Genomic DNA, 20648 nt, shown 5'->3' with positions numbered 1-20648 from the left:
CAAACCTCTATTCTTTTAAAAATAGAGTGTGTACACTGTATTTCATTCGACGTATCAGGATCGTTTCCGTCGTCGCTTTTATCCCGGCTTCAACCCAGCTTCCTACCTATTTCGCAAGGAGATCAGAGTGTCCAATTCCCCACGTATCGCCGTCGTTGGCGCAGGCCTGGGCGGTGCCGCTACGGCGGCGCTGCTGCTGCAGGAAGGTTTCAATGTGCGCGTCTATGAGCAGGCGCCCGGTTTCTCCCGCCTGGGAGCTGGCATCCACGTCGGCCCCAATGTGATGAAGGTGCTGCGTCGCATCGGCATCGAGGATGAGATGAACCGCCAGGGTTCGCGTCCCGACTTCTGGTACAGCCGTCACTGGGAGACCGGCGACGTGCTGGCGCAGATTCCGCTGGGCGACTACGCCGTCAAGCACTATGGCGCTTCCTACCTGACGGTGCATCGTGGCGATTTCCATGAACTGCTGATCAAGGCCTTGCCCAGCGATCGCGTGAGCTTCGACAAGTGCCTGACCAAGGTCGAGGATCGCGGCAACGTGGTCATCCTCAGCTTTGCCGACGGCACCACCGAAGAGGCCGACATCGTCATCGGCGCCGATGGCGTCAACTCCCGCATCCGCGAAGAACTGCTGGGCGTGGAACCGCCCAAGTACGCCGGTTACCTGGCGCACCGCGCCGTGTTCCCCACCCCCGAGGTCAAGGCCGGCATGCTGCCCTTCGATGCCTGCGTGAAGTGGTGGAGCGATGACCGTCACATGATGACCTACTTCGTCACCAGCAAGGCTGACGAGCTCTACTACGTGACCGGTGTGCCGGTCGAGAAGTGGGACCTGAACGACCGCTGGCTGCCTTCCAGCAAGGAAGAGATGCGCGAGACCTTCCGTGGCTGGCACCCGACCGTGCAGGCGCTGGTGGACGCTACCGTGGAAGTGACCAAGTGGTCGCTGCTGGAGCGCGACCCGCTGCCGCTGTGGAGCCGTGGCCGCCTGGTGCTGCTGGGCGATGCCTGCCACCCGATGAAGCCGCACATGGCGCAGGGCGCGGCCATGGCCATCGAGGATGGCGCCATGCTGGCACGCTGCTTCAAGGAAGTGGGCGTGAGCAACTACGCCGACGCCTTCGCTCTCTACGAAGCCAACCGTGCCACCCGTGCCAGCAAGGTCCAGCGCATCTCGCACGAGAACACCTGGCTGCGCACCAACGAAGACCCGTCGTGGTGCTTCGGCTACGATGTCTTCACCGAGCCGCTGGTCTCACCGAGCAAGGCCGCGGCCTGAGCAGTTTCGCCTGAATCACCGCCGGGCCGGCTTCGTGGGAAAGCGAAGATGGCCCGGCTCTTGCATCATTCATGTCACCGGTGAACAGCGCCGGTGGCGAAGCCAGGCAGCCGGCAAGACCGGTTGCCGGTTCGATCATTTGAGGAGAGTTGCATGTCCACGCTACCCGCGACAGTGGAAAAGGGGCTACAGGCCGCCGGGGTCGGTAAGTTCCAGTACCGCTTGTTCGTCATCTTCGGCCTGGTCTGGCTGGCCGATGCGATGCAGGTGTTGTCCATCGGTTTTTCGGCGCCGACCATCGCCAAGACCTTCGGCCTGACGGTGCCGCAGGCACTGCAGAGTGGCACCATGTTCTTCGTGGGCATGCTGCTGGGCGCCTTCGTCTTCGGTCGCCTGGCCGACCGCATCGGCCGTCGTCCGGTGCTCATGTGCGCGGTGGTGATCGATGCCTGTTTCGGCGTGGCCTCGGCCTTCGCTCCCGACTTCACCTGGTTGCTGGCACTGCGCCTGCTGACCGGTATCGGCGTGGGTGGCACGCTGCCGGTGGACTACACCATGATGGCCGAATTCCTGCCCAGCGCCCGTCGCGGTCGCTGGCTGGTGATGCTGGAATCGTTCTGGGCCATCGGCACCATCTGCCTGGCGGTGCTGGCACTGGTGGCGGTGAGTTGGGGCAACGATGCCTGGCGCGTGATCTTCTTCGTCACCGGCCTGCCGGCGCTGGTGGGCGTGGTGCTGCGCTTCTACGTGCCGGAGTCGCCCATGTACCTCAACCGCAGCGGCAAGTCCGACGCCGCCCGCAAGGTACTGGAGCGGGTCGCCAAGGTCAACGGCAGCAGCACCCCGATTCCGCCACTGCAGCCTGAAGTGGTGGAGCGCAAGCCCATGAGCGCGCTGTTCTCGGCCGCCCTGCGTCGCCGCAGCCTGTCGCTGTACCTGGCCTGGGGGCTGATCTCGATTGCCTACTATGGCGTGTTTGTCTACCTGCCGGTCAAACTGGGTTCGGAGGGCTTCGGTTTCATGCGTGGCCAGATCTTCCTGATCTTCCTGGCGCTGGTGCAGTTGCCTGGCTATGCGCTGTCGGCCTACGGGGTCGAACGCTGGGGCCGCAAGCCCACTCTGGTCGGTTTCCTGTTGTTGTCGGCGGTGGGCTGCATGCTCTACAGCCTGGGCAACGATCCCAAGCTGGTGGTCGGTTCCACGCTGTTGCTGAGCTTCTCCCTGCTGGGCACCTGGGCCGCGTTGTATGCCTTCACGCCCGAGGTCTACCCGACCGACCTGCGCGCCAGCGGCATGGGCACGGCAGGTGCCGTGGCCCGCTTCGGCGGCCTGTTCGCCCCGGCCATCATCGCCCCGGTCATGGCCAGCCACTTCACGCTGTCGCTGGTGATGCTGTCGGCCTTCCTGGTCGCCGGTGCCGTCGCGATCCTGTGCGTGGATGTGGAGTCGCGCAATCGGGCGCTGGAATGAGTTTCTAGTACCGCCGGAGCCAGTTGCTTCGAGGGAGCCACCGCTGCGTGCGGTGGCTTTTTTTTCGTCCTGCTTCGCCGTCATGGGATGGCTCGTCGATATTTTTGGAAGAAGGCATGGGTATTCAGTAACGGTTGTGATCTCGGGGGATTTGCCGGCTACGCTTTGCGCTTTTCCGAAAGTAGAGGGGCAGATCATGTTTCGAGAGATCACCGAGTACAGTACGCGGCTGTCGCTTCTTTTCGTGGGCACGATCGCACTGCGAGAGAAGTCTGGTTGCAAAAGGCTGATGCGCAATCAGTTGACTTGTATTCGTTTATAAACGAATATGGCGCTCTACGACGTTGAGCACTACCTCACGACTCCCGCTCAGGATGACCTCTACCTCGGCTGGCTGGTTCGCCTGCGTGATGCGCAGGCACGGATTGCGATCATGCGGCGAATCGGTAGTCTGGAGCAGGGCAATTTTGGCGACCACCGGTTCTGTAGAGACGGCGTATGGGAATTGCGTGTGGATATCGGTCCGGGTTACTGGGTGTACTACGGACGCGCTGGCCGCAAGCTTGTCCTGTTGTTGTGCTGTGGAGATAAACGGACTCAGCAAATGGATATCGCGCGAGCGGTGGATTGTTGGCAGGACTGGAAGAGGAGAGGGACAGATGAGAAGCAGACCCCATGATGAAGCGATGGCCGAGCTGTATCGCAGCGATCCCGCGCTTGCGCTGGAGATCATCAACAGCATTCTGACCGATGGCGATCAGGCCGAATTGATGAGTGTGCTTCGTCAGTTGGCTCTAGCTGTGGGAGGCATGCAGGTGGTGGCCGAGCAGGCGAATTTGAATCCGACCCAGCTATATCGCACCTTGTCGCCGAAAGGCAATCCTGCGCTGAGCAGTCTGACCGCAATTCTGAAGGCCATGGGTCTGCGACTGGCGGTGCAGCCGCTGGCAGTCTGAGAAGTCATCACCACGTTAGGGACGCTACGACGTCCCTTCTTCATTCCCGCCGGTCGCGCATGCGCTCCAGGTCTTCCCGCGTATCGATATCGGCAAAGATCCCCTCGTCCATCACCTCGATCTCCGTTACCGGATGCGCGTCCAGCAGCCCCCGTGCACCGCGGTCGCCCTGCAGGGCCAGTAGCGCCGGCAGATGCGCTGAACTGAAGCCCACCGGGTTGCCGCGCCGACCTTGCGACACGGGTGCCACGATGGACGCACCGGCGACCAAGGCGTCGCGCAGCCGCGCCACGGTGGCGGGCCGTACCCGGGGCATGTCGGCCAGCGCTATCAGCCAGCCTGATGCCTGCGTGCTGTGCTGCAGCCCGCGGCGCAGCGATGCGCTCATTTCACGTGGATCGCCCGGGGGCAGCATGCAGACCGTGCAGCCCATCTCGCGCAGGGCATCGGCCAACACGCCCGGCCCCTGTACCACGGCGACCACCGGCATGACTTCCAGCAGCGCCGCCGCGCTGGCGGTGGCCACCATGCCGGGGCGGCCGTCGTGATGGACGAAGGGCTGCAGCAGCTTTTCCTCGCGGTCGTTGAAACGGCTGCCACGGCCGGCGGCCAGCAGTACGGCGATGGGGGAGCTTGATGGAATCATGCCGGTAGGGCCTTGGGAAATCGGATGGAGCCGCTATTGTGCCCAGGTTTGTCCTGTCGTTGCTGCAGTGATGCAGAAGCTGCCGGGTGAGGGGGAATTTACGTGATCCGAATGACAAGCTTGCCACGGGCCAGTCCGATGCCTTTCATGCTGGCCGCCACTTTGCGTCAGATCGTTGCCGTATCGGCATGGCAGGATTCTTAATTTTGATATGGTCGGCAACGCAGTGCGCTCCTAGAATCGATTGCATGTCAGTAACGCAGGCACCGTAGAGGGACGGTGTTGCGAAGTCGGCATCAGGGGGCAAGCCGGCTGGGATGGGGCGCAGCGAGGGTCCATCATCCGGGGCGCCGAGAACAACGCGCAGGGATGGAAACAAGAATGATCAAGAACAAACGTATCGGCTCACGCCTGGGTGCAGGCTTTGCCGTGGTGCTGGTATTTTCGATGCTGGTGGCGGCGGTGGGCATCTGGCGACTGAAGACCGTGGCCCAGCAGACCCAACAGATGATGGACGTGCCGCTGCGCACCGAACGCCTGGTGTCGCAATGGAATACCTTGCTGCTGATCGCCATCCAGCGCACCACCACGGTGGTCAAGAGCCGCGATCCTGAACTCGAGGCCTTCCTCGCCAAGGAAGCGGCCGCGTCCAGCAAGGAATCGGCGCAGACCCTGAAGGACGTCGAAGCACTCCTGACCAGTGACGATGAAAAGAAGCTGTTCGCCGCCATCAATGTCGCCCGCAAGCAGTTCCTGACGGTGCGCGATGAAATCTACGCGGCCAAGAGGCAGGGCGATGCCGTCAAGGTGGAGCAGCTCTATCAGCAGCAGTACATGGGCATTGCCACCGGAACCCAGAACGCCATGCGGGCCTTGCTCGACTTCGAACGCGCCCGCATCGACGACATTTCCGCGCAGATCCAGCAGGATGCGGCCAGCAGCCAATGGCAGATCGCCGTGCTGGAAGGGGTGATCCTGCTGTGCGGCGTGGCTTTCGCGGTGCTGCTCACGCGCAGCATCACCCGACCTGTACACGCGGCGCTGGCGATCTCGCAGCGCGTGGCGGCCGGTGACCTGACTTCGCGCGCCGTGAGCGTGGGGCAAGACGAACTGGGGCAACTGGTGACCTCGCTGCAGGGCATGAGCGAGCGCCTGCACGGTGTGGTGTCCACGGTGCGCCATGGCGCCGACAGCATTGCGATCGCCTCCGGTGAAATCGCCAACGGCAACCTCGACCTCTCGGCCCGTACCGAGGAACAGGCCGGCGCGCTGGAAGAGACCGCGGCCTCCATCGAACAGCTCACCTCCAGCGTGCGTACCAATTCCGAGAACGCCGGCCAGGCCGACAATCTGGTGCGTTCGGCAGCATCGATCGCCGGTCAGGGCGGGGTGGTGATGGACGAACTGATCGCCACCATGGGCAACATCAACGAATCCTCGCGCAAGATCGTGGACATCATCGGTGTGATCGATGGCATCGCCTTCCAGACCAATATCCTGGCCTTGAATGCCGCCGTGGAAGCGGCTCGCGCCGGCGAGCAGGGACGCGGTTTCGCGGTGGTGGCCTCGGAAGTGCGCGCCCTGGCGCAACGCTCGGCCTCGGCGGCCAAGGAAATCAAGCAGTTGATCGATGATTCGGTGGAGAAGGTCGGCGCCGGTAGCCAGCTGGTGGAGAAAGCCGGCAAGACCATGCAGGAAGTGGTGGACAGCGTGCGCGGTACGCACGCGCTGGTGGGCGAGATCAGCACCGCCAGCCGCGAACAGGCCGAAGGCATCCACCAGGTCAACCAGGCGGTGGGCCAGATGGATGGCGTGACCCAGCAGAATGCGGCGCTGGTGGAACAGGCCGCGGCCGCCGCCAAGTCGCTGGAAGACCAGGCGGCGCAATTGAAACGCGCAGTGGCCTTCTTCGCCCTGCAGGCGGCCTGACAAAAGATGGTCATCGCTGGCGGGTTCACGCCAGCGATGATCCTTTTACGCGGTAGCTCAGATCAAGTTCAGATCAAGTTAAGATCATTCAGGGAGGCTCAGGCCGCCTTGAGAAATTCCGGCCCGAAATCCATCAGCACGTCGCGCACCAGCGTGGCGGTACTCTGGCAGCCCAGCTTGTCCTTGACGCTGGCGCGATGCACGTCCACCGTCTTGACGCTGATGTTGAGGTCGCGCGCGATGAGCTTGCTGGACTGGCCCATGATGACCTTCTCCAGAATCTCGCGCTCACGCACGGTCAGCGTCTTCAGGCGCGCCTTCAGTTGCTGGCGGCGACCACGGGCCTGCATGTTGCCGGCCACGTTCTTCAGGGTGACCTGGATGCGTTCGAGCATCTGCTGGGAGTTATAGGGCTTTTCCAGGAAATCGACCGCGCCATTGTGCAGGGCGCGTACCGACATGGGAATGTCGCCATGTCCGGATACGAAGATCACGGGAATGTCGGCACCGATTTCCTTCAGGCGATCCTGCAGCTGGAAGCCGCTGATCTCCGGCATGCGCACATCCAAGATCAGGCAGGACAGGCTGTTGGCGTCGTAGGCCTTGAGAAAGGCTTCCGGGCCATCGAAGCATTCGGTGCGGATATTGACCGAGCTCAGCAGCCAGGCCAGCGACGTGCGAACGGCTTCGTCATCATCAACGATGTAGACCACCGGCGGGTTGGTTTCCATCATTACTCCTCGTCTCGTCAAAATGGTGCCGGCTTGCACCGGCGCTATTTCCGACCCTCTCGATTTCTTGCTGGGCTGGTCGGCATAAATCAAAACAGCACGCTTTGACTTATGCAAAAAACAGGCCTGAAATTCTTGGGATCAGCGACACTTTAACACCCCCTCCAGGGTGGCGATCTAGGTATTTTTACCTAGATGCTTAGCCGCAATCCCCTGTGGCGCGGGCATGTGGCACGAATTGTGTGCAGCCGGGGCATGTCTTAACCTGCTGTCATAGAGCGCCGTGCATCATCGGCGTGCAAACCAGGGAGTTTCCATGAGCGCCAATGCTGTCCAACAAGAACATTCGACCCCACCCACGTCCGCACCGACGGCCGCGACCCGTCCCGCGCTTGCGCCGGAGCAACTGGAATTCCGTAACGCCATGGCGCATCTGCCGGCAGCGGTGTCCATCATCACCACCGATGGCGAGGGCGGCCGTTGCGGCATCACTGCCAGCGCGGTCTGCTCGGTCACCGACACGCCACCGACCATCCTGGTCTGCATCAACCGCGGCAGTGCCATGCATGAGGTGTTCAGGAAGAACGGCCGGCTGTGCGTGAACGTGCTCTCGGATGAGCTGGAACAACTGGCCATGCATTTCTCGGGCGCCACCAAGGTACCGATGGAGGAGCGCTTCGCCTGGGACATCTGGGAAGAACAGGGTGAACTGGGCCAGCCGGTGCTGGCCGATGCGCTGGTGAAGCTGCAGGGCCGCATCCGCGAGTTCAAGGAGGTTGGCACCCACTCGGTGATGTTCGTCGAGCTGGCCGAGGTCAAGGTCAATGAAAAGAAGGACAGCCTGATCTATTTCAACCGGCTGTTCCACAAGGTCAAGCGTACGGCCTTGTAGGTCCGTCTCTTTGTCCCGGCCCACGAAATGATGCCGTCCGTGTTTGCACCGGACGGCATTTGTCTTTTCGGGGACCATGAAAAAAACCGTTCGGACTGAGTAGCCGCACAGCGGCGTATCGAAGGCACGACTACCTCTGCGTCTTCGATACGCGGCGCTGCCGCTACTCAGTCCGAACGGATGTAGGTGGTGTTAGTCCCGTCTCAAAGGTCGAGCACCAGCATTCCCGATTTGGCGCGTGAGACGCAGGTGCAGATCTGGTCATTAGCCGCCTTCTCCTTCTTGGAGAGGCAATTGTCACGGTGATCCGGTTCTCCCTCCAGCAGCGGCACCACGCAGGTTCCGCAGATGCCTTCGCGGCAGGAGGTATCGATGCTGATACCTTCGCGCGCCAGGATGTCGACGATGGGGATGCCCACCGGAATCTGCACCACCTTGCCCGAGCTGGCCAGCTTCACCTCGAAGGCGCCATCGCCACCGCCAGCCGAAGCGGTGCCGGATGCAGGCGCCGCTACCGCCTGGAAGTGCTCCAGGTGGATCGCGTCGTCGCTGCGGTTGGCGGCGGCGCACTTGACCACCGCGTCCATGAAGGGTGCCGGGCCGCAGGTGTAGACGTGGGCTTGCGGGCTGCCGGCGTCCAGGCAGGCCTTGAGGTAGTGCTCCATCTGCGCCGGCATGACCGCGTAGTGGAAGCGCACGCGTGCCGCAAAGGGTGCGGTCTCCAGCAGATCGGCGAAGGCCGCATGCTCGCGGGCGCGCACGAAGTAGTGCAGGGTGAAGGGCTTTTGTTCTGCCCACAGGCGATAGGCCATCGCCAGCAGGGGGGTGACGCCGATGCCGGCGCCGAAGAGCAGGTGTTCGGGGGCGCCGGCGTCCAGCGCGAAGAGGTTGCGCGGCGTACCCACTTCCAGTTCCATGCCCACTTGCACGGCATCGTGCAGGGCGGCCGAACCACCCCGTGATGCCGGCTCGCGCTTGACGGCGATGGTGTAGCCGCACTGGTCTTCCAGGGGGCCGCACAGCGAGTATTGGCGCATGATCCCGGTCGGCCCGGTGATGTCGATGTGGGCCCCCGGCTCGTAGGACGGCAGCGGGGCGCCATCGGCACGCACCAGGCGGAAGGAACGGATATCACCGGTTTCATCGGTGAGACGGTCAACGATCAGTTTCATGTTTCAGTGCCAATACTCGGTTACCTGGAGACGATGTGCAATATGCGATATGCGATGCCTACCCGGACTTACAGCAGGAAGCCCAGGGCGTTGAGGCTGTCCATCGAGTTGATCAGGCGGATTACCTTCTGCTCGATCTTCGGTCCCTGGGGCGTGAAGCGCAGCCGGTGCGTGACATTGGCCACGAACAGGGTGTGTTGCTGGCGCTTGTAGCCCACCAGCACCTGCGCCGAGGTGATTTCCACCAGCTCGTCCGACAGGTGCACCGGCACGAAGCGCGACACCGTGCGCACGGTGGCGGCCGCATCCACCGCCGACATCGCGTGGCCCGAGGTCAGGCGCTCGATACGGATCTTGCGCATGTGGGCATTGTCGTAGGCGTAGTTCAGCGTGGCCGCGAAATCGGTGGTCTCCTGGTCGATCGGCACCACGTAGTAGCCGTCGTCGGTCCACAGGGTCTCCCAGGTGGCGTAGTCCTTGCGGTCCAGCAGTTCGGCCTCTTTCCAGATGAAGGCGATGGCCCGGGCCATTTGCGCGGGGATGCCTTGAAGGTTGTCTTGTTGGCTCATGTTGATCACTTCTCCATCATCTTTTTCCACATGGCATAGGCTTCGCGCATGCCGGTTTCATCGGTCGAGTGCGACACCTTGTCGCCGTTGTCGTCCACCCATTCGCGGTTCAGGCCGCGGTTGACCAGGATCGGTGCATTGCGACCCGCGTACGAGCCGCTTTGCACGCGCTCCCAGGCTTCGGCATCGTCGGGACTGCCGAAGCCGAACGGGCCCTGGAAGTGTTCGTGGATGCGCAGGCGTTCGCGGTTGGCAATCTCGGGGCCGCCATCCATGCCCAGGGCCACGTGACGGATCTGGGTCTCGCCCACGGACACCGGATGCAGCACGCGGAAGAAGGACATCGACATCGCCACATTGGGGAACAGGTTCAGGTTGAAGCCGGCGCCGTGCAGCGAACGCACGATGCGGCGCACCTGTTCCGGCGGCATGGTCTTGGACAGTTCCTCGACGACATGGGCGAAGCGCTCCTGCAGCTGTTCGCTGCCATCGTCGACATCCAGGTCCACGTGTTCCGGCACCATGATCATGACGCTGTGGCCATTGCCCAGCGAGCGGGTGATGGACTGGTCGTCGGTCATGAAGGAGAGCATCTCGGAAGTTTCTTCATCCACCGAGGACAGGAAGGTCTTGTGCACCACCGGGAAGTGATAGCCGTCGGTGGTGTTTTCCAGCTGGATCTTCCAGTTGCCCTTGAAGCTGAACTTGTGCTCGCCCTGCACCTTGATGGGGAAGCCGGCGCCCTGCTTCATGAACAGGTCGATCCACTTCTTGGCGTGGCCCAGGAAGTCCGACAGCGGTTCCACTTCCTGGTTGAAGGAGGCGAAGATCATGCCGTTATAGCTGTCCACGCGCAGGCTCTGCAGCGGCAGGTCGGCCTTTTCGATGACGTCTTCATAGCCTTCCGGATAGGGCAGGCCGCGCAGCTTGCCGTCCAGGGCATAGGACCAGCTGTGATAGGGGCAGGTGAAGCCGGTGGCATTGCCCTTGTGCTTTTCGCAGACGGTGGCGCCGCGATGACGGCAGCGGTTCTCCAGCACGTTGATCTTGCCGGTCTTGTCGCGCACCACGATCACCGGCTGGCGGCCGATCTGTGCGGTCTTGAAGTCGCCCGGGTTCTTGATCTCGCTTTCATGGCCGACCCAGATCCAGGTCTTGTAGAAGATCTTGTCCATCTCGGCTTCGAAGATGGCAGGGTCGGTATAGAGCGCCGGATCGACCATCGCATCCTGTACCAGATCGGCATGGGATGACTCGGTCTTGCGCGGGTGGAAGCGTAGTGGTGCGTTCATTGCGTTCTCCAGTGGCTTGCTTGCAGTCGTTGTCGGTGTTGATCGTCGCGGGCGCGGGTCATGCTGCTCATGGTGTGTTCATGGGGTGACGTGTCGTCGCAGTACCTGTTCCAGGTGCAGGCCGAGGGCGCAGATGCGTTCGTCCTCGCCCTTGCGGCCGACCAGTTGCAGGCCAGCCTTGAGCGGGCTGCCGGCAATCGGGACGGGAATCGTCAGTGCCGGATGGCCGGACAGGTTGAAGGGGCGCACCAGCGAGGACAGCGTCAGCACCGAGGCGCCTTGCGCAATGGCCTCCAGCGTCGGTGGCAGGGCCGGCAGGGTGGGCAGCAGCAGGGCGTCGGCATCGGCCAGGGCGGCGTCGACTTCGGCGCTGAAGGCGGCGCGCACTTCTTCGGCATGGACCACTGCGGCATCGCTGGTGGTGGCGGCGGCCGACAGGCGTTTCTCGATATCGGCCCCCAGTTTGCCGCGGCCCAGCAGGTGGCCGAAGGCGGCATGGGTCTCGCGGTTGATGAGGGTCATGCCGGCCTCGAAGGCGGCCTGCATATGCTGCGAGGTCCAGGGCGTGCCGCGCCAGCCGCTGGCGGCGAAGGCCGCCTGCACGGCGGCGGCGATGTCGGCATCGGCCTGTACCGTCACCAGTCTCACGCGGGCATCGGCGGCCGGTGCCTGTGCTGCGTTGCGGTCGAAGTCGGGGGCGATGCTGGCCATGGCGCTGATGATCAGATCCATGCTGCGGGCAAATGGTCCCACGCAATCCAGGGTGCTGTGGGCGGGATAGGCACCGGCGCGGCTGACGCGGCCGAAGCTGGGTTTGAAACCGGTCACGCCGCAGCAGGCAGCTGGCAGGCGGATCGAGCCACCGGTGTCGCTGCCGATGGACAGGTCCACCAGGCCGGCGCCGACCGCCGAGGCCGAACCGCTGGAAGAACCACCGGTCATGCGGGTCGCATCCTGCGGATTGACCGCTGTGCCGTTCCAGTCATTGATGCCGGTCATGCCATAGGCCAGTTCGTGCATGTTGGCGCGGGCGGTGATCTGCCAGCCGTCGTCCAGCAGTCGCTGCACGACCTCGGCGTGGCGCGCCGCCGGCGGTGCGTCGGCCAAGGCGGCACTGCCGCCACAGGTGGGCTGGCCGGCGATGTCGATGCAATCCTTGATGGCGACCGTGGGGCCGCTGCCGCCCAGATGAAAGCGCGAGAGCAGGGCGTGGCCGGTGCCGGGTACGGTGCGCTCGCTCATCCCGCCGCTCCCAGGCAGGCAATGGCGGCCTGCTGCTGCAGGACCGCCAGGGCGGCATTGCCGGTGCGCTTGCGCAGGGGCTGGCATGCGGGCTGGAAAGCGGGCAGGCATGCGGGCTGAGAAACGGGCTGAGAAACGGGCTGAGAAGCGGCTGGCTGAGGTGTCATGGTGCATCCATTCAAATGGTGCCGTGCAGGCTGACGATGGTCGTCGGGCGCTGGATGCAGGCGGTTTCCTTGGCTGATGCGATGCATTTTAAAAGTCGCCTTAAAATAGATCAAATTGATGTAAAATATTTTTCACATAAGTGGCATGGATATTTGTCGGTCGCCTGCCACTGCACGTTCATTCGCGTTTTTCTGCCCTCACGGGCTACACCGGAGACTGCCATGGCCACCTTCAACAACATGGACCTGAACCTGCTGCGGGTCTTCCAGGCGATCGCCGATGAGCGCAGCCTGACCCTGGCCGGCAATCGCCTGCACCTGTCGCAGCCGGCCGTGAGCTATGCGCTGGGGCGGCTGCGGCAGATCTTCGATGACCCGCTGTTCATCCGCACCAAGGAGGGCATGCAACCCACCCCGGCTGCGGTGGAACTGTCCAAGCCCATCAATCGCGCCCTGCAGGCGGTGCAGGATGCGCTGCGTTATACCGAGCGCTTCGATCCCGCAGCCAGCACCCGGGTGTTTCGCGCCTCCATGACCGACGTCGCCGAGATGATGTTCCTGCCGCAACTGTGCGAACTGTTGACGGCCCAGGCACCGCATACCCGGCTGCAGGTGGAGCAGGTGCCCCCGGCCCATCTGGAAGAGGCACTGCGTACCGGCCAGCTCGACTTCGCCTTCGGCAACCTGCCGGCCCTGAAGGCGGTGACCTGCCATGAATTGCTGTTCCGCGAAACCTATGTCTGCATGATGCGTCGTCGTGAAGGGCTGCCCGCACGCGATCATCTGGAGCTGGACGAATTCCTGGCGCTCTCGCACGTGCTGGTGGAGTCGGCCGAAAGCAGCCACCATCAGGTCGAGAATTCCTTCCGCACGCTGGGCGTGCAGCGCAAGATCAACCTGTCCATTCCGCACTTCACGGTGCTGCCGCGCATCCTCGGCAAATCCGATCTGGTGGCCACCGTGCCGGCGCGCATCGCCAAGCTGTTCCATAGCGAACATCCGGACGTCTTCCTCTCCTACGAACTGCCGGTGAAGCTGCCCACCGTGGACATCACCCTGCACTGGCACCAGGCCTTCGATGCCGATGCCGGCAACGGCTGGCTGCGCCAGATCGTCATCGACATGCTGCAGAGCTACGGCCGCAGCAGCTGAAGCTGCCGATACCTCGGCCGTAATGCAGAAGGCCCGCCAGAGCGACGGGCCGTTCTCTCCTGCGTGCGGGAGGACCGCCGGATGTCGACAGCGGCCCTCCCTTCCTCAAGCCATCAATAGCGTGGCGTGACTCAGAAGCGATGACGCATGCCCAGTCGCACGCCGGTCTGGTTGCCGGTCGAGGACTGGATGCCGCCGCCGAAGACCGGATAGGCGTTGTAGCCCTTGTCGCGGTCATACACGGCGCCCAGGTACAGGTCGGTACGCTTGGAGATCTTGTAGTCGACCGTGGCCACCAGCGCCTGGGCATTGCCCACGCCCTGGTTGCGGCTCTGGAACTGGTAGGCGGCCGCCAGGTCCCACAGCGCCGTCAATGCATAGACCGTACCCAGTTCATAGGTGGTGGCCTTGGCATTGGTGCCGGTGTTCTTGACCTGGGTGATCACGCCGAAGGGCGTGAAGGCGCCGATCTGGTAGCGCGCGCCGAGACCGTACATGCGGGTCGAGGCGGTGCCGGTGGCGTTCTTGATGTCGGTGTAGGCCAGGGCGCTGCTGAAGGGGCCGTTGTCGTACTGGCCGGTGGCGCTCAGGGTGCGGTTGGCGGTGTTGTCGCCAGCCACTTCGCCGAAGCCGTACATGGCACCGAAGCTGAAGCCGCTGAACTTGGCGCTGTTGTACTTGATCGAGTTGTTGGTACGGTCACCGGCATAGATGTGGTTGTTCAATGCCGTGCCGTGCGCCGCATCGGCGTGCAGGCCCCAGCCGAAGGAACCGGCCGGCGACAGTGCGCCCATGGCGTACTGGCCACCGAGGTTGGCCATGAAGTCGTATTGGCGACCCACGCTGACCGAGCCCCAGTCCTTGCTGCCCAGGCCGACGAAGGACTGGCGACCGAACAGCAGGCCGCCCTGGCCCAGGCTGCCGTCATCGGCGCCGAAGCCGGTTTCCAGGGTGAAGAAGGCGTTGAGGCCACCACCCAGGTCTTCGGTCCCCTTGAAGCCGATGCGGCTGCCCTGGGCGATGCCGCTATCCATGCGCAGCAGCGAAGCGCCACCGCCGCCGGTCTTGACCGCGTTGGAGTAATAGGTCAGACCCAGATCGATCAGGCCGTAGATGGAGACGCTGCTCTGCGCATGCGCCATCCCCGTGCCGGCCGCGAGCATGGCGGCGACCAGTAGTTTCTTCTTCATGTGACAAGGCTCCCTGTGGTGTTGCTGTGTGATGTCGCGGTCTCGTCCCTGAACGAGGACCGGTGGAGTGCATGACATTTCGTCATGTGCCCCCATCATAGGAAGCGCTTTTGCGCGAGATCAAATTGATGCGCCGGATAGATGGAATAAGCCCGATTCATGCATGGCTCCGATAAGCGGTGTACTCTCGAATCCGGTGCATGAAACACCGCTTTCATGGCCGATTCATGCATGACCTCCCCATGCGAGTGCGCCCGATCACCAATGCGGCGCGTCGGAGGAAGGGCATAAAGGAATCTTTAGTTGTGGTGTTCGGCCAACGGAAGCGTGAAACAGAAGCGCGTCCCGCGCACTTCTCCATCGACTTCCCCGGGTTGCGCCCAGATATCACCGCGATGGCGGGCAATGATGTTCTTGCACAGCGCCAGGCCGATGCCATTGCCGCTGACCTTGGAGGAAAAGAAGCCGTCGAACAGTCGCTCCCGATGGCCGGCATCGATGCCGCGTCCTTCGTCGGCCACCGTCAGCAGCGCATTGCCGGCGCTGCGCCGGGTACTGATGCGCACGTGCCTGGCACCTTCGGGGAACTCGACCATTTCTTCGATGGCATTGAAGGCCAGGTTCAGGACCACCTGGCCGATCAGGACCTTTTCGCAGCTGACCATCAGTGGCTCCTCGCAGGGCGCGAATTGTAGATGCACCTTGCCCTCGGCGGCCTTCATCTCGATGAACCAGCGTACTTCCTCCAGCACCGCGTTGAGGTCGATCAGGGCTTCGCTTTGTTCCAGCCGCACCACGTATTCGCGCACGCTCTTGATGATGGTGGCGGCATGATCGACCTGGCGGCCGGCGCTCTCCAGGCCCCAGACGATCTGCCCGGCATGCGGGCGCAGGGCCTCGTTCTGCTGCAGGCGCAGTACCGAACCTTCGAGGAAGTTGCGGATCGCCGCCAGCGGCTGCGACAGTTCGTGGGCAATCGCGGTGGCCATCTCGCCCATGGCATTGTGGCGGGCCAGGTATTCCAGCGCGGCCTGGTCGCGCCGCCGGGCCTCCTCGGCCTCGACCTGCTCGGTGATGTCGCGGAAGTGCAGCAGATGGCCCTTGAGGTCGTTCTCGATCTCGATATAGCGGCAGACCGCATGGTGCCAGCGCACCAGCCCATCCTTGCGCGCCACTTGGTAGCGCAACGGGAAGCTGATCGCGTCCGGCAGCGCCAGGGTCAGCAGTTCCAGCAGTTCATCGCGCGATTCCGGCAGGCACTGCTCGACAAAATTCTTGGGCGGGTTCTGGCCCGGTCGCACCCCCAGCAGCTTGCGCCCGGCATCGCTCAGGTATTCGATGCCGCCATCGGCGCGCAGTACCGCCACGCCCTCGTCGGAATCCTGCATGAATTCCTTGAGACGGCTCTCCAGCTTCTTCATCTCGCGCCGTATCTGTTCCTCGCGGGCGATATCGCGGAACTGCACCATGATCACGTCACGCTCGTTCAGCGGCACCAGGGTGGCGATGGCCTCCGACATGATCTCGTCACCGTTCTTGGCGCGATAGCACCACTCGACCATGTTGCTGCCGTGGAGCACGGCGTCATGCAGCCACTTGCGGCCGATCTCGCGGCGGTATTCGTGCGACTGGCGGCTCATGTCGGGCGCCTTCAGCGGCAGCAGCTCTTCCAGGGTGAAACCGAGCACCTTGCAGGCCGAGGGATTGGCCCAGAGGATGGACTTGGTCTGGGCGTCATGCAGGATGATGCACATGGGCAGCGCATCCATCATGCGACGGAAGTCATCCAGGCCGAAGCGGATGGCGTCGTCCTGTGCGGCGTTCTGTGCGCCGTCTTGTGCGCCGTCCTGTGGCATGGGAGCAGGGTGGTCTGGCATCGGTCTCTCGCTGGTCATCGGGGGTGATCTCTAGGGGTTTTCTTTAGTGGCCTTCTCCTCATCCCCTAAAAAAGCTGCAGCGGTCCCGATTGAACCGGGAAACGCCGCTCCCTACACTCGACTTCATTCTGATGCAAGCCACCTGGAGAATGCAATGTCCGTGATGGAAAACCCGGCCGCGCTGGCGGCCCGTGAAGAAGACGCGCTCACGCCGCTGCTGGCGGAGATCCGCGCACGCCGCGAGGAGTTCGCGGCCCAGCGTTTCGTGCCCAAGGATTTCATCGCGCAGTTGAAGAAGGTCGGTGTCTATCGCGCCGCCACCCCGCAATGCTTCGGTGGCAGCGGCATGACGCCGATGGCCTTCCTGCAGCTGGTGGAACGTATTTCCGAAGCCGATGGCTCGGTCGGCTGGGTCGCCAGCTTCGGCTCGGCCTCGGTCTACCTGGCGGCCCTGCCCAAGGACACCCAGGCCAAGCTCTACGCCAACAGCCCCGACCTGACCTTTGCAGGCGGCCTGTTCCCGATCCAGCCGGCGACCCAGGTCGAGGGCGGCTGGATGGTCAACGGCACCTGGAAGTTCGCCAGCGGCAGCAAGGGTGCCGACATGCTGGGCGTGGGTATCGGCGCGGCCGTCCCCGGCCAGGCCGGCTCCAAGCCGCGCACTGCGGTGCTGCCGCCGGACCAGGTCGAGATCGTCGACAACTGGGACGTCATGGGCCTGCTCGGCACCGGCAGCCACGACCTCAAGGTCAGCCAGCAATTCGTGCCGGAAGAGTGGACCTTCATCCGTGGCGGCGTTCCTACCATCGATGAGCCGTTGTACCGTTATCCCACCATCGCCTATGCCGCGCAGGTGCTGGCGGTGGTCAACCTCGGCGTGGGTCGTGCCGCCATCGACGAGATCAACCAGATGTCCGGTGGCCGCGTGGCCATCACCGGCGCGCCCAAGCTGGCCGACCGTTCGTATGTGCGCATCGAGGTGGCCAAGGCCGAAGCCAGGCTGCGTTCGGCGCGCGCCTTCCTGTATGACGCCACCAGCGAGGTATGGGAATCCATCCTCGCCGGCAATCCCGTCACGCCCGAACAGGTGAGCCTGCTGCGCCTGACCGCAGTAGAGATCGCCAAGGTTGGCAACGAGGTGGTGCAAGCCATGTTCGGTCTGGCAGGGACCACCGCCATCTACAGCAACCATCCCTTGCAGCGTTACCTGCGCGACGCTGCCGTGGTCAAGCAGCACGCCTTCCTGGGCGAGGGCATCTATGACGGTGCCGGTGCGGTCACGCTGGGCGTGCCGCCGATGCCGGGTTTCCTGTGAAGCCCACCCTTGCCCCTGTTGCATACGCATACGCCATTTTTTGATCGCCAAGTTTTCAGCCCGGAGCCTCCATGAGCCAAATCCCAAGCAATGATAAAGAACCACTGCGCGTTCTCTTCTGCGTCGGCGTGACGCAGAACTTCTTCGACCTGCCCGCCACAGATACCGGTCCGGTCTGGCAAGCCTATGGCCAGATGATGACCGCGCTGGCCACCATGGAGGGCATCAAGGTATTGGGCACCATGGATGACGACCGCCTCATGGTCGGCAAGTCCGACGACGCGCCCTGGACCTTCTACATCATGGCCGACGTGGTCGATCTGGATACGGTGGTGGCCGCCTGCAACCTGTTCCGCACCACCATGGTGGGTGAACATCGCCTCTGGAAGTACGGCAAGATCGAAGCCCGCGTCGGCCGTGCACTGATCATCCAGGGCGCCTGAGCATGGACAAGAAGATTGCCCTGGTCACCGGTGCCGCGCGCGGCCTCGGTGAAAGCATCGCCCGCAAGATGCACGCTGCCGGCTACAAGGTGGCGCTGTCGGATATCGACCTGGAGCACGTCTCGGCCGTGGCTGCCAGCCTGGACGCCAGCGGCGCCACGGCCATGCCGCTGGCGCTGGACGTGCGGCGCAAGCCCGACTTCATCGCTGCCTGCGACGCCATCGAATTGCGCTGGGGCGGCGCGGCGGTGCTGGTCAACAATGCCGGCCGCTCGCGCGTGGCGGCACTGATGGAGATCACTCCCGAGGAGTGGGACGAGGTCACCGCCATCAACATGAAGGGCACATTTCTTGCATGCCAGGTGTTCGGCAAGCGCTTCGCAGAGCGTGGCTACGGTCGCATCATCAACATCGCCTCGCTGGCCGGGCAGAACGGCGGCACCGCCACCGGCGCGCACTATGCGGCCGCCAAGGGCGCCGTGCTCACGCTGACCAAGGTGTTTGCACGCGAGCTGGCCGGGGCCGGCGTGACGGTGAACGCCATCTCGCCCGGTCCGCTGGACCTGCCCATCGTGCGTGAAATCGTCCCGGCCGACAAACTGGCTGCGACCATCGCCACCATCCCGGTCAAGAGCCTGGGCGAACCGGATTTCATAGCCGATGCGGTGCTGCTGCTGGCCTCGCCCGAAGCAGGATCGGCCACCGGTGCCTGCCTCGATATCAACGGCGGTCTGTACATGCGTTGACAGACGTCGTCCCTGCTTTGATGTCACATTGCTGTCCTCAGATCGATGGCGGAGTGGGGAAGCCCGCCATCATCTCAACCACCAAGGGAGAAACACATGCTGCACAAACGCTTGATTGCCACGGCCGCGCTGGCCGCCTTCGGTACCATCGCCAGCCTCGCCGGCAATCCCGCTTTCGCACAGGTCAAGATCGGGGTCGTGACCTCCTCCACCGGGCCGGTCTCGCTGGTGGGTATTCCGCAGAAGAACACGGTGCCGCTGCTGCCCACCAAGATCGGCGACCTCAAGGTCGAGTACATCTCGCTGGACGATGCCAGTGATCCGACCAAGTCGGTCACCGAAATCAAGAAGCTCATTTCCGAATACAACGTCGATGCCATCATCGGCCCCAGCGGTTCGCCCAATGCCATGGGCGTGATCTCGTTTGTCGCCGAAGCCGGGGTACCGATGCTGGCGCCGGTCGGCACGGCCGCCGTGGTGCTGCCGATGACCGAACCGAAGAAGTGGGTCTTCAAGACCACCCAGAACGATGACCTGATCGCCAAGGCCCTGGTGGACCAGATGGTCAAGACCAAGGTCAAGACCGCCGGCTTCATCGCCGTCAATGATCCCTTCGGCGAGAACTGGGCCAAGGTCTTCACCGAACTGGCCGGCAAGAATGGCATCAAGATCGTCGCCAACGAGCGCTACCAGCGCACCGACACCTCGGTCACCGCGCAGACCTTGAAGATCATCGCCGCTAATCCGGATGCCGTGCTGGTGGCCGCCCCGGGTGCGGCCACCGTGCTGCCGCAGACCACGCTGTTCGACCAGGGCTACAAGGGCAAGCTGTACCAGACCCACGGCGCGGCGCTGCCGGCCTTTCTGCAACTGGGCAAGAACAAGGTGGAAGGCACCATCCTCGCCGCCAGCCTAATGCTGGTGCTGCCGGAGATCGCCGACAGCAACCCGTCCAAGAAGGTCGCCACCGAGTACATCGAGGCCTACAAGAAGATGTACAACACGGTGCCCGCCACCTTCGGTGCCAACGTCTATGACGCCGGCCTGCTGCTGGAAAAAGCCATCCCCGTCGCCGCCAAGAAGGCCAAGCCGGGCAGCAAGGAATTCCGCGCCGCCCTGCGTGATGCACTGGAAAACACCAAGGAAGTGGTGGGCACCCAGGGCGTCTACAACATGAGCCCGGCCGACCATAGCGGCTTCGACGAACGCGGCCGCGAGCTGATCACCGTCAAGGGCGGCAACTGGACCCTGTTGAAATAGGAGACGGCCCTGAAGGTGTTTGCGCATCACCTGACCATTCGTCCTGAGTAGCGGCAACGCCGCGTATCGAAGGCCCGCCTGCCGGGGGGGCAGGGGACAGGGGCAGGGACTGTCGGCATCGCCGTCGGCACGCCTTCGATACGGCCCTCAAAGGGCCTACTCAGTCCGAACGGTGGTGAGATGGATCAGCAGATGGTTTAAAAAAAAAGATGTACTCATTTCGCCAGGTGCACTGAGCTTTGTCAGTGCGACTGGCGGAGTTCTCCACCTCCACACGTATCCCGAACCTGGCGCGTCGTTGCTGGCTGGATCGCAGC

At 63.3% G+C, this 20648-nt stretch carries 19 protein-coding genes; 11 read left to right on the top strand and 8 right to left on the bottom strand.

Annotated features, from left to right (window positions below; all coding sequences use genetic code 11):
* Positions 1-127: 127 nt before the first annotated feature.
* The 4 genes from ACEOAC_RS19005 to ACEOAC_RS18990 all read left to right on the top strand — a co-directional run bounded on the left by ACEOAC_RS19005 (position 128) and on the right by ACEOAC_RS18990 (position 3708).
* Positions 128-1282, top strand: coding sequence for an FAD-dependent monooxygenase (locus ACEOAC_RS19005; RefSeq protein ID WP_006465425.1), 1155 nt, complete (start codon positions 128-130; stop codon positions 1280-1282).
* Between the two features lie 153 nt (positions 1283-1435).
* Positions 1436-2752, top strand: a complete 1317-nt coding sequence (locus tag ACEOAC_RS19000; protein ID WP_077237740.1) for an MFS transporter — start codon at positions 1436-1438, stop codon at positions 2750-2752.
* Between the two features lie 328 nt (positions 2753-3080).
* Positions 3081-3431, top strand: a complete 351-nt coding sequence (locus tag ACEOAC_RS18995; protein WP_413444459.1) for a type II toxin-antitoxin system RelE/ParE family toxin — start codon at positions 3081-3083, stop codon at positions 3429-3431.
* The gene (locus ACEOAC_RS18990) at positions 3412-3708 is read left to right on the top strand and encodes a DNA-binding protein (RefSeq protein ID WP_077237742.1); all 297 of its coding nucleotides are present in this window, start codon (positions 3412-3414) and stop codon (positions 3706-3708) included. Before ACEOAC_RS18995 ends, ACEOAC_RS18990 begins: the two co-directional genes overlap by 20 nt.
* Before the next feature lie 40 nt (positions 3709-3748).
* On the opposite strand, the gene ACEOAC_RS18985 is transcribed toward ACEOAC_RS18990, so the two are convergent.
* Positions 3749-4354, bottom strand: a complete 606-nt coding sequence (locus ACEOAC_RS18985; RefSeq protein WP_413444458.1) for a nucleotidyltransferase family protein — start codon at positions 4352-4354, stop codon at positions 3749-3751.
* 381 nt (positions 4355-4735) lie between these two features.
* Between ACEOAC_RS18985 and ACEOAC_RS18980 the strand changes: the two genes are divergently transcribed.
* The gene (locus ACEOAC_RS18980) at positions 4736-6283 is read left to right on the top strand and encodes a methyl-accepting chemotaxis protein (RefSeq protein WP_413444457.1); all 1548 of its coding nucleotides are present in this window, start codon (positions 4736-4738) and stop codon (positions 6281-6283) included.
* Positions 6284-6381: 98 nt separating this feature from the next.
* On the opposite strand, the gene ACEOAC_RS18975 is transcribed toward ACEOAC_RS18980, so the two are convergent.
* Positions 6382-7014, bottom strand: a complete 633-nt coding sequence (locus ACEOAC_RS18975; RefSeq protein WP_180670179.1) for a response regulator transcription factor — start codon at positions 7012-7014, stop codon at positions 6382-6384.
* Positions 7015-7330: 316 nt separating this feature from the next.
* Between ACEOAC_RS18975 and hpaC the strand changes: the two genes are divergently transcribed.
* The gene (gene hpaC / locus ACEOAC_RS18970) at positions 7331-7906 is read left to right on the top strand and encodes a 4-hydroxyphenylacetate 3-monooxygenase, reductase component (RefSeq protein WP_039877080.1); all 576 of its coding nucleotides are present in this window, start codon (positions 7331-7333) and stop codon (positions 7904-7906) included.
* 203 nt (positions 7907-8109) lie between these two features.
* On the opposite strand, the gene ACEOAC_RS18965 is transcribed toward hpaC, so the two are convergent.
* From ACEOAC_RS18965 to ACEOAC_RS18950, 4 genes are all read right to left on the bottom strand, one after another.
* Entirely contained in the window at positions 8110-9078 is a 969-nt protein-coding gene (locus ACEOAC_RS18965) for a PDR/VanB family oxidoreductase (RefSeq protein ID WP_413444456.1), read from the bottom strand.
* A 68-nt stretch (positions 9079-9146) separates the two neighbouring features.
* Positions 9147-9647 (bottom strand): aromatic-ring-hydroxylating dioxygenase subunit beta, encoded by a 501-nt coding sequence (locus ACEOAC_RS18960; RefSeq protein WP_413444455.1) that lies wholly within the window; start codon positions 9645-9647, stop codon positions 9147-9149.
* Positions 9648-9652: 5 nt separating this feature from the next.
* Positions 9653-10939: an aromatic ring-hydroxylating oxygenase subunit alpha gene (locus tag ACEOAC_RS18955; RefSeq protein WP_234295823.1), complete on the bottom strand. Its 1287-nt coding sequence runs from the start codon at positions 10937-10939 to the stop codon at positions 9653-9655.
* Positions 10940-11017: 78 nt separating this feature from the next.
* Positions 11018-12181 (bottom strand): amidase family protein, encoded by a 1164-nt coding sequence (locus tag ACEOAC_RS18950; RefSeq protein ID WP_182994190.1) that lies wholly within the window; start codon positions 12179-12181, stop codon positions 11018-11020.
* Positions 12182-12570: 389 nt separating this feature from the next.
* On the opposite strand from ACEOAC_RS18950, the gene ACEOAC_RS18945 reads away from it, so the two are divergent.
* Positions 12571-13500, top strand: a complete 930-nt coding sequence (locus tag ACEOAC_RS18945) for a LysR family transcriptional regulator (RefSeq protein WP_006463247.1) — start codon at positions 12571-12573, stop codon at positions 13498-13500.
* A gap of 131 nt (positions 13501-13631) precedes the next feature.
* On the opposite strand, the gene ACEOAC_RS18940 is transcribed toward ACEOAC_RS18945, so the two are convergent.
* Together ACEOAC_RS18940 and ACEOAC_RS18935 are read right to left on the bottom strand one after the other, a co-directional pair.
* On the bottom strand, positions 13632-14690 hold the full coding sequence (locus ACEOAC_RS18940; RefSeq protein WP_006463246.1) for a porin: 1059 nt from the start codon (positions 14688-14690) through the stop codon (positions 13632-13634).
* A gap of 299 nt (positions 14691-14989) precedes the next feature.
* Positions 14990-16567: an ATP-binding protein gene (locus ACEOAC_RS18935; RefSeq protein WP_413445231.1), complete on the bottom strand. Its 1578-nt coding sequence runs from the start codon at positions 16565-16567 to the stop codon at positions 14990-14992.
* 154 nt (positions 16568-16721) lie between these two features.
* On the opposite strand from ACEOAC_RS18935, the gene ACEOAC_RS18930 reads away from it, so the two are divergent.
* From ACEOAC_RS18930 to ACEOAC_RS18915, 4 genes are all read left to right on the top strand, one after another.
* Entirely contained in the window at positions 16722-17882 is a 1161-nt protein-coding gene (locus ACEOAC_RS18930; RefSeq protein WP_413445232.1) for an acyl-CoA dehydrogenase family protein, read from the top strand.
* 71 nt (positions 17883-17953) lie between these two features.
* Complete coding sequence (locus tag ACEOAC_RS18925) at positions 17954-18325, top strand: hypothetical protein (protein WP_413445233.1); 372 nt, start codon at positions 17954-17956, stop codon at positions 18323-18325.
* A gap of 2 nt (positions 18326-18327) precedes the next feature.
* Entirely contained in the window at positions 18328-19071 is a 744-nt protein-coding gene (locus tag ACEOAC_RS18920) for an SDR family NAD(P)-dependent oxidoreductase (RefSeq protein WP_006463242.1), read from the top strand.
* Between the two features lie 96 nt (positions 19072-19167).
* Positions 19168-20331, top strand: coding sequence for an ABC transporter substrate-binding protein (locus ACEOAC_RS18915; protein ID WP_006463241.1), 1164 nt, complete (start codon positions 19168-19170; stop codon positions 20329-20331).
* Positions 20332-20648 lie beyond the last annotated feature (317 nt).

The sequence above is a fragment of the Herbaspirillum frisingense genome, from assembly GCF_047325095.1.
GTDB classification, from domain to species: domain Bacteria; phylum Pseudomonadota; class Gammaproteobacteria; order Burkholderiales; family Burkholderiaceae_D; genus Herbaspirillum; species Herbaspirillum frisingense.
This window is presented reverse-complemented; position numbering and strand designations above follow the sequence as displayed.